Below are 17,040 nucleotides of genomic sequence, written 5' to 3' on the forward strand. Positions count from 1 at the left end.
AAATGAGTAACAAAGAACTAAGCCTACTTGAATTAAGACAAGCGGTACTCCAGAAAAAACTTAACGAACGCATCAAAAATAGTCAGATTGGGGAAAAAGGGCAAATCAGGGACAAAAGGCAAATTATACCGAGAAGCGCTGACCGGCAAACTCTCCCCTTATCCTGGGCACAGCAGCGATTGTGGTTCTTGGCGCAGTTAGATCCGGCAGCACAAACGGCATACCATATTCCGGGGGGCCTGCGTCTGCAAGGCTATCTGAATCTGGATGCCCTGCAAACAGCGCTGGACAGAATTGTCGCTCGTCATGAAATTCTGCGTACCAACATCAAGATGGTAGAAGGCCAGGCCCTGCAAATCATTGGCGATCCAAATAACGGCTTCTCTCTGGAAGTGGAAGATCTCAGCCATTTATCTGCGGAAAAGCAACAAACCATCATTGATGAAACAGTCCAGCGTGAAATCAGTCAGCCATTTAATTTTGCACAAGGCCCCCTTATCAGGGGCCGTATGCTGCGACTGGCGAAAAATGAACATATCCTGTTGTTAACCCAGCATCATATTATTTCTGATGGTTGGTCCCTCAATATCCTGATGCACGAACTTTCCACACTTTATCATGCATTCAGTAAAGGGCAGAAAGATCCCCTGCCCGCCCTGACACTCCAGTATGCTGACTATGCTCTTTGGCAAAGAGAGTGGTTGCAGGGAGAAACGCTGGAAAAACAAGTGAATTTCTGGCGTGATGCGTTACAGGGTGCTCCCTCACTTTTGGAACTGCCGACTGACAGGCCACGCCCAGAGAAACAAAGTTACGCGGGAGGGCATGTTGATATTGCCCTGCCAGTAGAATTAAGTGCCGGATTAAAACGCCTCAGCCAGCGCCACGGGACAACATTGTTCATGACCCTGATGGCGGGATGGGCCACCTTGCTTTCCCGCCTCAGCGGGCAGAAGGACTTGGTGATAGGCACACCGGTAGCCAATCGGCAATACCGCGAATTGGAACCGCTGATTGGATTTTTTGTCAACACATTGGCTCTGCGGGTTCAATTAGATGACAATCCAACAGTCAGCACTTTGCTGGCCCGGATTAAAACCCATGCTCTGAAAGCTTATGAACATCAAGATCTGCCATTCGAACAGTTGGTCGAAGCGCTGAAACCACCGCGCAGTCTCAGTCATAGCCCGATTTTTCAGGTCATGATGTCAGTGGATAATACGCCGGGACAACAAAGTATAGAGTTGCCGGATGCCACTATCAGTGAAATCAATCTGATCGAAAACAGTTCACATTTCGATCTGACCCTCTCCATGAATGATACTGAAAATGGCATAGTGGGCGATTTAGAATATTCCCGTGATCTGTTTGATCATGCCAGTGTTGAACGCATCGCCAGTTACCTGCAAACCCTTCTGACTGCGATGGTTAAGGATGATTCACAATCGGTGGAAAGTTTGCCACTATTGCAACCACAACAACGCACTCAAGTATTGGTGGATTTCAATGATACGGCTTTTCCGCATACACAAATATTCCTGATCCACCAACTGTTTGAACAACAAGTAGAGCGAACCCCGGACGCCGTCGCGTTAGTGTTTGGCGATAGCCAGCTAAGTTATGCGGAACTGAACCACCATGCCAACCAGTTGGCTCATCAGCTCATTGCGTCCGGCGTGCGCCCTGATGATCCTATTGCAATCTGTGCTGATCGCAGTCTGGATATGATTATTGGCATGTACGGTATCCTTAAAGCCGGTGCAGGCTATATTCCACTTGATCCGGAATACCCCGCCGAACGTTTGGCCTATCAGTTGTCGGACAGCAAACCCGTGTTATTGCTGACTCAGCAACATTTACAAGCACGCTTGCCAATACAGGACATCCCTGTCTGGCTGCTGGATGATCAAAATAATCGGGATAGCGTGGCAAAACAGCCAGCCCATAATCCTGATGCCAATCAATTGGGACTTGAGCCGCACCATCTGGCTTATATCATCTACACTTCCGGCTCTACCGGAATGCCTAAAGGTGTGATGCTGGAACACCGCAATGTGGTGAATTTTATCCATGCCCAGCATCAAACCAGCGAACCTAAGTTGGGTGATCGCATCCTGCAATTTGCGACCGTAGCATTTGATACTTCAGTGTCTGATATTTTCCCTACCCTTGCATCGGGAGCAACACTGGTTCTGCGTCCGCCTCATGTCAGAATACCGGATATTACTTTTGTCAACTTCTTGCGCGAGCAGAAGATCACCATCATGGATATGCCAACCGCCTTCTGGCACCATTGGGTGCAGGAAATGATGGCGGGTCGCAGTGGTTTTAGCCCTTACCTGCACACCATTATTGTGGGCGGTGAAAAAGCGGAATATCGTCATTTAATGAATTGGCTGTCCAGTGCGGAAACCCAATCCTGTCGCTGGATTAACTCCTATGGCCCGACGGAAACCACCGTTATTGCCACAACATTGAAGCTGAACAACAAAAATCCATTGCATCTCGAAGGTGTCATCCCGATAGGTTATCCGTTGCTCAATACCCGAATTTATATTCTGGATACTCACGGCCAGCCCGTTCCTGTCGGTGTCAGTGGTGAAATCCATATTGCCGGCGCAGGTGTTGCCCGTGGCTATCTGAACCGCCCCGATTTGACGGCAGAGAAATTTGTTGCTGATCCATTCAGCAAACAAGCAGATGCACGCATGTACAAAACCGGCGATCTGGGGCGCTGGCTGCCCAATGGCATGATTGAATATCTGGGGCGCAACGATTTTCAGGTCAAGATACGCGGCTTCCGCATTGAGCTGGGAGAAATTGAGACGCAACTGGCGGCCTATGAAGGTGTCAGCGATGCCGTGGTCATCGCTCGTGAAGAAGGTATGGGTGACAAACGTCTGGTCGCTTATCTGATCCCACAAACAGGGGTTGCACTCAGCCCTGCTGAATTACGTAAGCAACTGAGCACCCGATTGATGGATCATATGCTGCCCAGTGCATTTGTCATACTGGATGCTTTCCCGATGTCAGCTAACGGCAAACTGGATCGCAAAGCCCTGCCGGCCCCTGATCATTCTGCTATCGTCAGCCGGGAATACGAAGCGCCTCAAGGCGAAACTGAACAGAAACTGGCAGAAGTCTGGCAATCCCTGCTGAATTTGGAACAAGTCGGGCGCCAAGACAATTTCTTTGAGCTGGGCGGACATTCATTACTGGTGGTCAACCTGATTGAGCAATTACGCCAACACAGTTTGTCCCTTGATGTCAGTGCGGTATTCTCTGCACCAACATTATCCGCCATGAGTGCACTTATCAGCCATAATAGCGATCAAGCCACCACCATACAGGAAGTCCCACCTAACCTGATCAAAGAAGACAGTGCTGTTATTACACCAGATATGTTGCCGCTGGTGGAATTGACTCAAAACCAGATAGACCAGATTGTTTCCCATGTAACGGGCGGAATCCCCAACGTTCAGGACATTTATCCATTGGGACCATTGCAGGAAGGCATTTTATTCCACCATTTGCTGGAAACTGAAGGTGATCTCTATCTGGATAACCATTTGATGATTTTCGACAGCCGGACACGGTTGGATGGTTTCTTACAGGCGCTCCAGCAAGTCATCGACCGGCACGATATTCTACGTAGTGCCGTTTACTGGAAAGAGCTTCTTAAACCAGTGCAAGTTGTCTCTCGCCATGCTCCGCTGCCAATTATTGAACTCACGTTGTTATCAGAAACGTTGTTACCAGAAACGTTGTTATCAGAAACATTGTTATCAGAAAAATTGCTATCAGAAACATTGCTATCAGAAACATCAGAATCTCCGGAAGCACAATTACGTCGTCTCACCGATCCCCGTTCAATACGGATGGATATTACCAAAGCACCACTGCTGGCGGCTCATATTGCGAAAGATCCATCTTCTGGCAAGTGGCTGCTTTCCTTGCAATATCATCATTTAGTTTGTGATCACATATCACTGGATATGATTTTCGGCGAAATACAAACCCTGCTTTTGGGGGAAAGCAAAAATCTACCAGCACCATTGCCTTACCGAAACTTTATCGCGCAGATCCGCAATGTGCCGTTGGAAGTTCATCAAAACTATTTCCGCGAATTATTGGGGGATGTAGAAGAACCCACCTTGCCATTCGGGTTACTTGATGTACAAGGCAGCAGCCTCAATGAGATAGAGGAAAACGTCTTCACGCTGGATAGCAAACTGGCTCACAATCTCCGCGATTGCGCCCGTCAGTTGGGCATGAGTTCTGCCGTACTGTTCCATGTCGCGTGGGCACAAGTACTGGCGCGATGCAGTGGACGAGACGATGTCGTATTCGGCACGGTTCTGTTGGGACGGCTACAAGGTGGGATCGGTGCTTCCGAAGTGCTCGGTATGTTTATCAACACCTTGCCTATCCGGGTTAAATTGCAGGCACGTACCGTTAAACAGGCTGTACAGGAAACTTATCAGCAGTTAAGTACACTTCTGGAACATGAGCAGGCACCTCTGGCCGTTGCTCAACGTTGCAGTGGTATTCAGGCACCATTGCCACTGTTTAACAGTCTGCTTAACTTCCGCCATAATTCACGCGAAGATGAACAAGCCGCCTCAATTGCCTGGGAAGGTATTGACGAACTGGAAAGTGAAGAGCGCAGCAACTATCCATTGGCACTGGATGTGGACGATTTTGATGACGGATTTTCGCTTACTGCACAATGCAGCCAGCAAATTAATCCGGCGCGTATCAATGCCTATATGAATACCGCCCTGGAAGGCATTGTCGCTGCCCTGCAACATGCACCTGAACAGGCCATTGAGTCAATTGACATCCTGTCACTGACTGAACGCACTCAATTGCTGGAAACGTTTAATGATACCGCCGTCGATCATCCGCAAAACGTCTTAATTCACCAACTGTTCGAACAGCAGGCAGAGAGAACACCAGATGCCATTGCGTTGGTATTTGGCGAAAACGAACTGAGCTATGCTGAACTGAACCACCATGCCAACCAACTGGCCCATCAGCTCATTGCCTCCGGCGTACGCCCGGATGATCGCGTGGCAATTTGCGTCGACCGCAGTTTGGATATGATCATTGGCATATACGGGATTCTCAAAGCCGGTGCGGGATATGTTCCACTCGATCCAGAATATCCTGTCGAACGTCTGGCCTATCAACTGTCGGACAGCAAGCCAGCATTACTGCTCACTCAGCAACATTTGCAGGAGCTTTTACCAACATGCAATCCAACACACAATATATCCATTTGTTTATTGGATGATGAAGCCCATCAGAATAACGTGGCAAAACAACCCGCCCATAATCCGGATGTTCACCAACTGGGGCTTGAGCCACACCATCTGGCTTATATCATTTATACCTCCGGCTCTACCGGAATGCCTAAAGGCGTGATGCTGGAACACCGCAATGTGGTGAACTTTATCCATGCCCAACGCCAGACCAGCGAACCCAAATTAGGTGATCGCATCCTGCAATTTGCGACCGTGGCATTTGATACCTCTGTGTCTGATATTTTCCCTACCCTCGCATCGGGTGCGACATTGGTTCTGCGTCCGCCTCATGTCAGAATACCGGATATCACGTTTGTCACTTTCCTGCGCGAGCAGAAAATCACCATCATGGATATGCCAACTGCCTTCTGGCACCATTGGGTGCAGGAAATGATGGCGGGTCGCAGTGGTTTCAGCCCTTACCTGCACACTATCATTGTGGGTGGCGAGAAAGCGGAATACCGCCACTTAATCAGTTGGTTATCCAGCCCGGAAACTCAGTCCTGCCGTTGGATCAACACTTACGGCCCGACGGAAACCACCGTTATTGCCAGCACACTGACGGTAGATGACAGGCAGGCTCCGTATATCAACGACAATATTCCGATTGGTCGCCCGTTGCCCAATACCCGGATTTATATTCTGGATATTAATGGTCAACCCGTTCCTATTGGTGTCAGTGGCGAAATCCACATCGCCGGCGCAGGTGTTGCCCGTGGTTACCTGAACCGCGCCGATTTGACGGCAGAGAAATTTGTTGCTGATCCATTCAGCAATCATCTGTTCAGCAATCATCTGTTCAGAAAACAAGCAGATACCCGGATGTACAAAACCGGCGATTTGGGGCGCTGGCTGCCCAATGGCATGATTGAATATCTGGGGCGCAATGATTTTCAGGTCAAGATACGCGGCTTCCGCATTGAGTTGGGAGAAATTGAGGCGCAACTGGCAGCCTGTGAGGGTGTCAGCGATGCCGTCGTCATCGCCCGTGAAGAAGATACGGGCGACAAACGTTTAATCGCTTATGTGATCCCACAAACCGACATCACACTTAAACCGGCAGATCTGCGTGAACAACTCAGTTCCAGCCTGATGGATTACATGCTACCCAGTGCATTTGTCATGCTGGATGCCTTCCCGATGTCCGCTAACGGTAAACTGGATCGCAAAGCATTGCCTGCCCCCGATCGTACTGCCACCGTCAGCCGTGAATATGAGGCACCACAAGGCGAAATTGAACAAAAACTGGCGGCAGTCTGGCAATCTATTTTGGAATTGGAACAGGTCGGACGCCATGACAACTTCTTTGAACTGGGCGGCCATTCACTGCTGGTTGTCAGCCTGATCGAACAATTGCGTCAGCAAGGGCTATCGATTGATGTCAGCGCCGTCTTCTCTGCGCCAACACTGGCGACCATGAGCACCCGCTTAAATCAGAATAGTGATCAAGATGCTGATGCACTGACCATTCCACCTAATCTGATCCGCGAAGACAGCCAGATCATTACCCCAGATATGCTGTCACTGGTGGAATTGACTCAGGCACAAATTGACCAAATCGTTGCCCGCGTACCGGGTGGTGTCACCAATGTTCAGGATATTTATCCACTTGGGCCATTGCAGGAAGGTATTTTGTACCACCATTTACTGGAAGAAAAAGGCGATACCTATCTCGAAAACATTCTGATGAACTTCGACAGTCGGACACGGCTGGATAGTTTTTTGCAGGCGCTGCAACAGGTGATTAATCGCCATGATATTCAGCGCAGCGCTTTCCACTGGCAAGAACTGCCGACACCTGTGCAAGTTGTCTACCGTCATGCGCCGCTGCCAATTACTGAGGTCACATTATCAGTCGGAGAAAGTGCCGAAACGCAATTACAGCGTCTTACCGATCCTGACTCAATACGGTTGGATATTACCAGAGCACCATTATTGGCAGCCCATATAGCCAAAGATCCTGACGCTGATCTATGGTGGCTGAGCTTGCTGCATCACCATTTGGTCTGTGACCATCTGTCACTGGAAATTATTTTCAGCGAAGTGCAGGCACTGATCTTGGGCGAAGAAGAGAGCCTGCCGGCTCCTCTGCCTTACCGTAATTTTATTGCCCAAACCCGTAAAATACCGATTGAAGTACATAAGGCCTATTTCGAGCAGTTACTGGGCGACGTGGAAGAGCCGACCCTGCCATTCGAATTACTTGATGTACAGGGGAACCACCGCGATGAACACGGTGAGCACGATAAAATAGTGGAAAATATCTTTACGCTGGATGACGAATTGGCACAGCAAATCCGTGATTGCGCCCGCCAGCAAGGTATCAGCTCAGCGGTTCTGTTCCATGTGGCTTGGGCACAAGTATTGGCGCAATGCTGTGGTCGTGATGATGTGGTGTTTGGTACGGTTCTGCTGGGTCGGTTACAGGGTGGTATGGGTGCTTCCCAAGTGCTCGGTATGTTTATCAATACCCTGCCAGTCCGTATTCAATTACAAGGACGCACAGTTGGACAGGCAGTACAGGAAACCTACCAGTGCCTGAGCGAATTGCTGGATCATGAACAGACACCGCTGGCAATTGCCCAGCGTTGCAGTGGTGTTCAGGCATCATTGCCATTGTTTAACAGTTTGCTCAATTTCCGCCATAGCCCACGTGATGAAGAGCAATCCGACTCACCTGCCTGGGAAGGCATCCAAGAGCTGGAAAGTGGGGAACGTAGTAATTACCCGTTATCGCTGGACGTGGATGATTTTGATGACGGATTCGAACTCACGGCACAATGCAGCCAGAAAGTTGATCCTGTGCGCATCAATGCTTATGTCAATGCGGCCCTGAAAGGCATTGTGGCAGCACTGCAACATACCCCTGAGCAATCAATCCAATCAATCGATATCCTGCCATTGGCAGAACGCCGTCAATTATTGGAGAGCTTTAATGACACTGCGATGGACTATCGGCAGGATATGTTGATCCATCAACTGTTCGAACAACAGGCGGAACGTACGCCGGATGCCACTGCACTGGTATTTGGTGATACACAATTGAGTTATGCGGAATTGAACCGCCATGCCAACCAATTGGCGCACCAACTGATTACTGCGGGTGTGCGCCCGGATGATCGCATTGCTATCTGTGCCGATCGCAGTCTGGACATGGTCATTGGCATGTGCGGTATTCTCAAAGCGGGAGCAGGCTATGTTCCTCTCGATCCAGAATATCCTGTCAATCGATTGGCTTATCAGTTATCGGACAGCCAACCCGTGTTACTGCTGACTCAGCAACATTTACAGGCACGTTTGCCGATACAAGGTGTGAATGTCTGGCTATTGGATGATGAAATCTATCAGAACAACGTGGCGAAACAGCCCGTACATAACCCTGATACCAGCAAAATAGGACTCCAGCCACATCATCTGGCCTATATCATTTATACTTCCGGCTCCACAGGACAACCGAAAGGCGTCATGCTGGAACACCGCAACGTGGTGAACTTTATCCATGCTCAACGCAAGACCAGTGAGCCTCAAGCGGGTGATCGCATCCTGCAATTTGCAACCGTGGCCTTTGATACTTCGGTATCGGATATATTCCCAACCCTCGCTTCCGGTGCAACGTTGGTTCTCCGCCCTGCTCACATCCGAGTACCGGATGAGGAATTTGTCAACCTGTTGAACGAGCAGAAAATTACTATCATGGATATGCCGACTGCCTTCTGGCATCAGTGGGTACAAGAGATGATGGCGGAGCGCAGTGGTTTCGGCCAATATCTGCACACAGTTATCGTCGGCGGTGAGAAAGCGGAACTGCGTCACTTGTTGAGTTGGCAATCGATGCCGGAAACGCAGTCCTGCCGTTGGATTAACTCTTATGGCCCGACGGAAACGACAGTTATCGTCACAACATTGACGCTGGATAACAAATCATCTTTGGATATCACCAACAATATTCCGATTGGCCGCCCATTACCCAATACGCGTATTTATATTCTGGATATGCTCGGACAACCTGTTCCTCTTGGTGTGGGTGGAGAAATCCATATTGGTGGCGCTGGCGTTGCCCGCGGTTATTTAAACCGCCCTGATTTGACGGCAGAAAAATTTGTTGCTGACCCATTCAGCGAACAACCAGATGCCCGCATGTATAAAACGGGGGATCTGGGACGCTGGCTGCCCAATGGCATGATTGAGTATCTGGGGCGTAATGACTTTCAGGTTAAGATCCGCGGATTCCGCGTTGAATTGGGGGAAATCGAAGCACAACTGGCAACTTGTGAAGGAGTCAGTGATGCGGTCGTTATCGCCCGAGAAGAAAAGCATGGTGACAAACGTCTGGTCGCTTATGTCATTCCACAATCAGACATTATTCTCACTCCTTCCCGACTGCGCGAACAATTGAGCACACGCCTGATGGAGAATATGCTCCCCAGCGCGTTTGTTATATTGGATGCTTTCCCGATGTCCGCCAACGGCAAACTGGATCGCAAAGCTCTGCCTGCACCGGATGAGTCCGCCATTATCACGCAAGGATATGAGGCTCCAATCGGAGAAATGGAAAATATCGTGGCTGAAGTGTGGCAAGAGTGCCTCGGTATAGGACGCGTCGGGCGCCATGATCACTTTTTTGAGTTGGGTGGTCACTCTTTGTTAACCTTACAAATCGTTGTGCGGCTGCGCCAAGTCTTGGGTATTAATGTTGCAATGCGCGATTTTCTTGCATATCCAACCATCAGTGAATTCGTCACATTTATTCAGTCAGATAACTCTCTTATCCAACAGACGAATTTAGTGACTATTCGTAAAGGTGATCGCGAAAATAATCATCAAGACAATGCCAAACCTGCGCTGTTCCTGGTTCATCCCGTCGGGGGCAACATTGATTATGCTTACGATCTCGCTCCTTATATTGACGACAAAGAGATGCCAATTTATGGATTCGTCGCCAATATTGTTCCAGAGGAAGAGGATACCCCAATCAGCTTGAAAGACAGAGCTAAAGGGTATGTTGAATGCATCCGTCAGGCACAGATTCAAGGGCCTTACTGCCTTGCTGGCTGGTCTGTTGGGGGATCTATTGCCTATGAAATGGCCTGCCAATTGGTTACAGAAGGTGAAACCGTTTGTCTTGTCGGGCTTCTTGACACTCATGCCAGCTATGAAAATACTTATACGCAGGAAGAGAAAGACGCTGGATTTGTTTTTGATGAAACGATCCTCTTCATGGAGAACATACCTGAGAATCTCCCTGACAACTTGCAAAAGGAAATCGATGAACTGGTGCTTGAACGTGACTTCAATGCGCTATTCATACTGGCACAAGAGAACGATCTGCTACCGAATGGTATTACCCCTGAAAATGTCAGACAACATCTGTTGCTGTATCACAATATCTCTGTTGCGGCTAACTATCATGCACCATCGGTATGCCCTGCGGGTACTCACATCACCCTATTCAGGGCAACGGAGCAAGAAGCAGATACTGAACATAGTGTTAGCCTTGGCTGGGATAAAGTCGTTCCACAATCACAGTTAACCATTATTGATGTCACGGGTACTCATCTTGCCATCATGCAACAACCCGGTATTCAATCTGTCGGCAAAGCACTGCTTGATGAAATAACAAGCAAAAGAGACGATTAAGATATTTGAGAGCGCCCGTTTATACGGGTGCTCTTATTAGTCGAACCCAAGAAATATAATATTCTTTATATTTATTCTACTTTATATTAATTATGTAATTACTGATAATTTACTAAAACAGACTCAAACACAATTATTTATTTAACTAATTACCTGAATATAAACACGGCTATAAAAGAAAATAAAAATAAATATTTCAAATTAAAATGGCATCATTTATTAATTACAATTAATATAAAATCAAATAAATAATTTTTAAATAACAGGATTAATATAAGAGCCTCCCATTATATTGACATATAAACCAAGATCTTTATTCTAGTTATTCATTTTCTTAACCAAAAATAAGGGAAATATTGATTATGTCTAAAAACAAATTAGCCAAAGGCGCTATCTTCTATACTAAAAATGATTATAGCGGGGATTCTTATGAGTACCCGGAAAATAGTCTTGAAGTAAATTTAATAGGCACACCATTAAATGATAAATTTCTTTCCGTTGAAATTGGAAAAGGTTCTATCGTTTTTGCCTGGCGACATGGTGATGATAGTCAACCTGGGCAAATTTACCGTGAATGGGATACAAGCCAACCAGATCTCAGTGATATTAAAGGGTTATCAAAGTTTATTGTATCGCCAACAAACTGTGATTTACTGGCGGTAAAATTGATTAATGAATCAGGCGTCGATCAGGTATTTAGAGTACATATTCAAACTCATACCATCCCCGATCCCGTGGATTGCTATTCAAATGGAGACTATGAAATCGTTGGTTTAATTCCCAAAGATGGTCAGCAATATGTAACCTCTGTTGTTGTTTTTGATAAGAATAATATTCCAGTCACTCAAGGTGCTGTCTATTTTACATATAATGGCACAGAACTTGATATCATCACTTACGATGTAACCAAACCTCCTTATATGCGGTTTGAAAAAGCAGGAAGTTATCATTTTAACTTCGTCCTGGAAAAATTTCCTACCAATCATTAAATAGAAGTAAAATACCAAGTTAATAATTTATTATTCTCTTTATCAGAATCGATAAAGTAAAAATAAAGTAAAAATCAAAAAGCCCCATAATAAAGGGGCTTATATCCAAGGAGATAGAGAGGTAAGAAAAAAATGCTAGGACAGCTCTGTCTGCTTATTACGTGCTAACCAAAGAGACAGCGCCTTCAAAGAGTCCGAAGTAAATTCATCACAGCGAGCTGTGATTTCTTCTGGCGTTAACCAGTAAACTGTTGTGACTTCGTCTTCCTGCAATGCAAATGGCCCATGAGTAACACAACTGAACAGACCACCCCATATACGACAAGTCTTCTCTTCATAATAAAAAATGCCATGCTCGGCAAAAGGAATACCTGCAATTCCCAGTTCCTCTTCGGCTTCCCGACGAGCTGCATCAAGCAAAGTTTCTCCTGTCATAACGACACCACCTGCCGTTGCATCCAATTTTCCCGGATAAAAGTCTTTTGTTTCTGTACGATGCTGAACCAGAATTTTTCCCATACCATCATGCACTACAATATAAGTAGCCCGATGCCTCAAGTTTTGCGCTCTCATCTGCTGACGAGTTGACTGCGCAATCACTTCATTGTCTTCATTGACGATGTCAATCCATTCAATACTTGCTGATTTTTCTTGCACCATCCTAAAAACCTTTTATCAATGAGTTAAATGCCAGTTTTTGCTGTGATGCTCCGATTAAGGAGGCTAAAAACAGATAAGAGTTACCATAATTGACTGAAATAAATTCGCCAACACTAACACAAGAAATTTGTGACATTTTACAGACAAACGATGGTAATGTAATACTGCTATATTTTTCAATGAGTTATTATTACTGGAGATTATATGATAGATCTATATTATGCCCCAACTCCAAATGGCTATAAGATTACCCTCTTTCTCGAAGAAGCCGGTATTCCTTACACCATTCATCCCATCAATATCAACGCTGGAGAGCAGTTCAAACCTGAATTTCTTGCCATTGCACCCAATAACAAGATCCCGGCTATTGTCGATCATCAACCTGCCGACGGCGGAGAACCAATCTCCATCTTCGAATCAGGGGCCATTTTATTTTATCTGGCAAACAAAACAGGCCAGCTATTAAGCACAGATTTGCGTGAACGTACAGAACAATTGCAATGGCTGTTTTGGCAAGTTGCAGGCTTTGGCCCAATGCTCGGTCAAAATCACCACTTCAATCGCTATGCTCCAGAAGTTGTACCTTACGCCATTAAACGCTATGTGGAAGAAACAAAACGTTTATACAAGGTGCTAAATACCCAACTGGAAAAAACTGCCTATCTCGGAGGAAACGAATACAGCATCGCGGATATTGCCACTTATCCATGGGCTAAATGCCATGAACACCAAAAAGTCGATTTGCAGGATTATCCTGCGGTTGCAAAATGGTTGGATAAAATCAGTCAACGCCCTGCGACCCAAGCAGCCTATAAGGATGCCTGACTCAGATATATGTAAAAAATTCAGTTAATGGAGAAATATTTCACCAAAAAACTTGATATTGGTAACAAATAGCAGCATATTTCGCTGCCACTTAAGCCATCCCTTGTTATAGTCAATACGCAATTATCTATTTTTGTCGTAGGGGGTGGCTATGCGTATCTTAATTACGGGAGGAACGGGATTGATTGGTTATCGCTTGACCTGCCAATTGCTCTCGCTCTCCCACTCCATCACCATTTTAAGTCGTTCACCACAAAAGGTGGATTCTCTGTTTTCTGATCGCGTTGAATGTTGGGCAACACTAAATGGCCTGCGCGATCTAAACGGCTTTGATGCCGTTATCAATCTTGCCGGCGAACCCATCATCAATAAGCGATGGACACCGAAGCAAAAAGAGATACTGTGTCAAAGCCGCTGGCAACTCACTGAACAGTTGAGCAAGCTAATTAAAGCCAGTAACTCTCCCCCATCTGTATTTATTTCCGGTTCAGCCGTTGGCTATTATGGTGATCAGGGACAATCAGTGGTTACCGAAGATGATGATTCTCCTCACAATGAATTTGCCCATCAACTTTGTGAACGTTGGGAACAACTTGCGTTACAAGCCAGCAGCGACAAAACTCGCGTATGCTTGTTACGTACAGGCATTGTGTTGGCCCCAAAAGGTGGCGCACTGCAAAAAATGCTGCCACTGTTTCGGTTAGGTTTAGGCGGAGCAATCGGTAATGGCAAGCAATATATGCCGTGGATACACATTGATGACATGGTCAATGGTATCTATTACCTATTGATATCGCCTGAGCTACATGGCCCCTTTAATATGACATCTCCTTATCCTGTTCATAATGAACTGTTCAGTTCCACACTCGCCAGTGTATTACACCGCCCTGCTTTCATACGCATTCCTGAATTTGTATTAAAAATAATGATGGGGGAAGCAGCGGAATTAGTTTTGGGTGGTCAACAAGCCATTCCGAAGAGGCTGGAAGAAGCCGGGTTTGGTTTCCGTTATTTTCAATTAGAAGAAGCCTTGCAAGATGTCATAAAGGCAAAAAATAATATCCTGTAATCTTCTTGCTATTTCTTAATAGACCAATAAACCTATATATCTGACAATTTTTATTATTAAATTATTCAGCCTTGAACTTATTTTTATTATTTAATTTTATTGCTAAAAAACCAATAAAATAAGTTTTTCTACTTATTTTATCAGGATTATAAGTAATTTTATAAAATCAGAAAAAAGACAGAAAACAAAGCAAAGAAACAAAAAACAAATAAATACAATTAAAAATCACATATTATACAAGAAACGTGGTTATTATAACTAATTGATGATAACAATACCGCGAGTAAACAAAAATCATGTCTTTATAACTAAAAGCTATTTATATATTATCATTGTGAAAAAAACCGCTCCCAAAAGGAGTTAACATGAGAATTACTTGCAAGAAAAATAATTCTGGGATATTAAATTTAATCGGAACTACCCCAACAGTTAACATTCTTACTTCTGTATATCCTGAGAGTGATATTAAAATTAAGCTGGAGTCTTATAATCCAGGAGGATCTATAAAAGATAGGGTAGCACTGAAAATAATCACCGATGCAGAATTATCAGGAAAACTCACCCCAGGAGATGAGTTAGTCGAAGCAACCTCAGGAAATACAGGCATAGGGATTGCTTGGATTGGTCACTTAAAAGGGTATAAAGTCACTATAGTAACCCATGACAGGATCAGTAAAGAAAAACTACTTTTACTTAAATACTATGGCGCTAATGTAATTATCATGCCATCAGATGCAGGCGCTAATTCAGAAGATAATTATGTTGAAGTCGCAAAAAGATATGCAAATCAAAAAGGTAGATATTTTTGCAACCAATTTTTTAACTATTCAAATGTTATGGCACACTATTCTTCCACTGCGCCAGAACTGTGGCTTCAGGGAGGGCTAAATGCTGATGCTATAGTATGTGGTGTTGGCTCTGGCGGAACATTAATGGGAATACATAAATACTTTCGTGAAAAAGGAAGCCAAGCACGATTTATTGTTGCCGATCCCATTGGTTCTATATATCAACAATATTTTTCAGGTGCAGAATATCATCCCGTACCTTGGAATATTGAAGGCATTGGTTCTAACTTTATTCCAGGAATAATAAAAAAAGATGCTGTTGATGATATATATGCAATTTCTGACGAAGAAGCATTCTCTGCCTGTCGCCTCACAAGATATCATGATTCTATTGACATAGGTTTATCCAGTGGGGCTGTTGTGGCCGCCGCTATAAAAGAAATACATAAAAACCCCAAGTGTAAAATAATGTGTATTTCTCCAGACTCAGGTGAACGCTATATATCTAAATTTCAACAACAGGATATTAAAAATGAAAAAAGTAAATGTTGAAGAAAAAATAGCCAGAAATAATGGCACGCCGTTCTATCTATACAGTGAAGAAAAAATAATTAAAAATATCAGTGAATTAAAAAATGAATTCAACTCTTCCGACTATGAAATCCTTTATGCAATGAAGGCAAACTCTAATCCTTACATTGTAAAACTGATTTTTTCATATGGCATTGGTGTTGATGCATGTTCTCTAGAAGAAATAGAACTGGCATTAAGGTGCAATATTCCTTCTAACAAAATACATTACAATGCGGATTGCCTGACAAAAAGTGAAATTGAGTTTGCTTTTCAGAAAAATGTAAATGTATCCATTGGTTCTCTTGATGCTCTAGATGATATAGATGATATAGATGATATAGATGATATAGATGATATAGAGATATCTTCATTGGAAAAATCGATTACTTTGCGGGTAAATACCGGGATTGGTGCGGGTCATTCAAGTAAAGTTATTACTAATGGTGAGATGTCTAAATTTGGTATATCACCTTCTGAAATCAACCATGCCCAGAAAATTTGTAACGCCAAGAAAATAAAAATTAGTGGCTTGCATTCTCATACTGGATCAGGTGAGATGTCTACAAAAATGTATATTGAGAATGCTGAGTTTTTAATGGAGTTATCTATACAACTTGATTCCCTTTCTCATCTGAATTTCGGCGGTGGTTTCGGCTATGATTATAAATCCTATGAACAATATGATCTCAGTTCAATAAGAAGTTCTTTGGACTCGCTTAGGAAAAATTTTAATATATCCGATAAAACAAAATTCCTTATTGAGCCGGGCAGGTTCTTTGTTGCAAATGCAGGTAGGCTGGTTGCTAAAGTAAGTTCCCTGAAAAGTTTTGGAAATCGAAATTATATGGGATTAGATACTGGATATAACCATTTTCCTCGATGTTTCTACTATAATGCATGGCATCACATTGAAAACATTAGCTCTAAAGAAAAGCATATAGAAAAATATGATGTTGTAGGAAACCTGTGCCAATCAGGAGATGTGTTTACTCGTGAAAGGCCTTTACCAAAAACAAAAAAAGGAGATCTTATTTGTATTAATGATGTTGGTGCTTATGGCTACTCCATGAGTTCAAACTTCAATCTTCGTCGACGCCCTGCTGAATATATCCTGGACAAAAATGGCTCTATTATACAAATTCGTAGAGCTGAAAATTTTGAAGATCTTTTCTCAACTAGTTTTTTGGATTAAT

General features: G+C 44.5%; 7 protein-coding genes. 6 read left to right on the plus strand and 1 reads right to left on the minus strand.

Going from position 1 to position 17,040, the window contains the following annotated elements; genetic code table 11:
* The first annotated feature begins 2 nt into the window (after positions 1-2).
* Together PSI14_RS06765 and PSI14_RS06770 are read left to right on the plus strand one after the other, a co-directional pair.
* On the plus strand, positions 3-10,943 hold the full coding sequence (locus tag PSI14_RS06765) for a non-ribosomal peptide synthetase (protein WP_273575157.1): 10,941 nt from the start codon (positions 3-5) through the stop codon (positions 10,941-10,943).
* Between the two features lie 362 nt (positions 10,944-11,305).
* The gene (locus PSI14_RS06770; protein ID WP_273575158.1) at positions 11,306-11,932 is read left to right on the plus strand and encodes a beta/gamma crystallin domain-containing protein; all 627 of its coding nucleotides are present in this window, start codon (positions 11,306-11,308) and stop codon (positions 11,930-11,932) included.
* Positions 11,933-12,067: 135 nt separating this feature from the next.
* On the opposite strand, the gene yfcD is transcribed toward PSI14_RS06770, so the two are convergent.
* Positions 12,068-12,592, minus strand: coding sequence for an NUDIX hydrolase YfcD (gene yfcD / locus PSI14_RS06775; RefSeq protein ID WP_273575159.1), 525 nt, complete (start codon positions 12,590-12,592; stop codon positions 12,068-12,070).
* A 204-nt stretch (positions 12,593-12,796) separates the two neighbouring features.
* Here yfcD and PSI14_RS06780 point away from each other — a divergent pair, with 204 nt between their 5' ends.
* From PSI14_RS06780 to lysA, 4 genes are all read left to right on the plus strand, one after another.
* The gene (locus PSI14_RS06780; protein WP_273575160.1) at positions 12,797-13,417 is read left to right on the plus strand and encodes a glutathione binding-like protein; all 621 of its coding nucleotides are present in this window, start codon (positions 12,797-12,799) and stop codon (positions 13,415-13,417) included.
* A 151-nt stretch (positions 13,418-13,568) separates the two neighbouring features.
* Positions 13,569-14,486, plus strand: coding sequence for a TIGR01777 family oxidoreductase (locus tag PSI14_RS06785; RefSeq protein ID WP_273575161.1), 918 nt, complete (start codon positions 13,569-13,571; stop codon positions 14,484-14,486).
* Positions 14,487-14,851: 365 nt separating this feature from the next.
* Positions 14,852-15,826 carry a PLP-dependent cysteine synthase family protein gene (locus PSI14_RS06790; RefSeq protein ID WP_273575162.1) on the plus strand — a complete coding sequence of 325 codons (975 nt, stop codon included), beginning with the start codon at positions 14,852-14,854 and terminating at the stop codon, positions 15,824-15,826.
* Positions 15,807-17,039, plus strand: a complete 1,233-nt coding sequence (gene lysA, locus PSI14_RS06795) for a diaminopimelate decarboxylase (protein WP_273575164.1) — start codon at positions 15,807-15,809, stop codon at positions 17,037-17,039. Before PSI14_RS06790 ends, lysA begins: the two co-directional genes overlap by 20 nt.
* Position 17,040: the final 1 nt, after the last annotated feature.

Origin of the sequence: Xenorhabdus anantnagensis, assembly GCF_028598555.1 — a bacterium.
Lineage (GTDB): Bacteria > Pseudomonadota > Gammaproteobacteria > Enterobacterales > Enterobacteriaceae > Xenorhabdus > Xenorhabdus anantnagensis.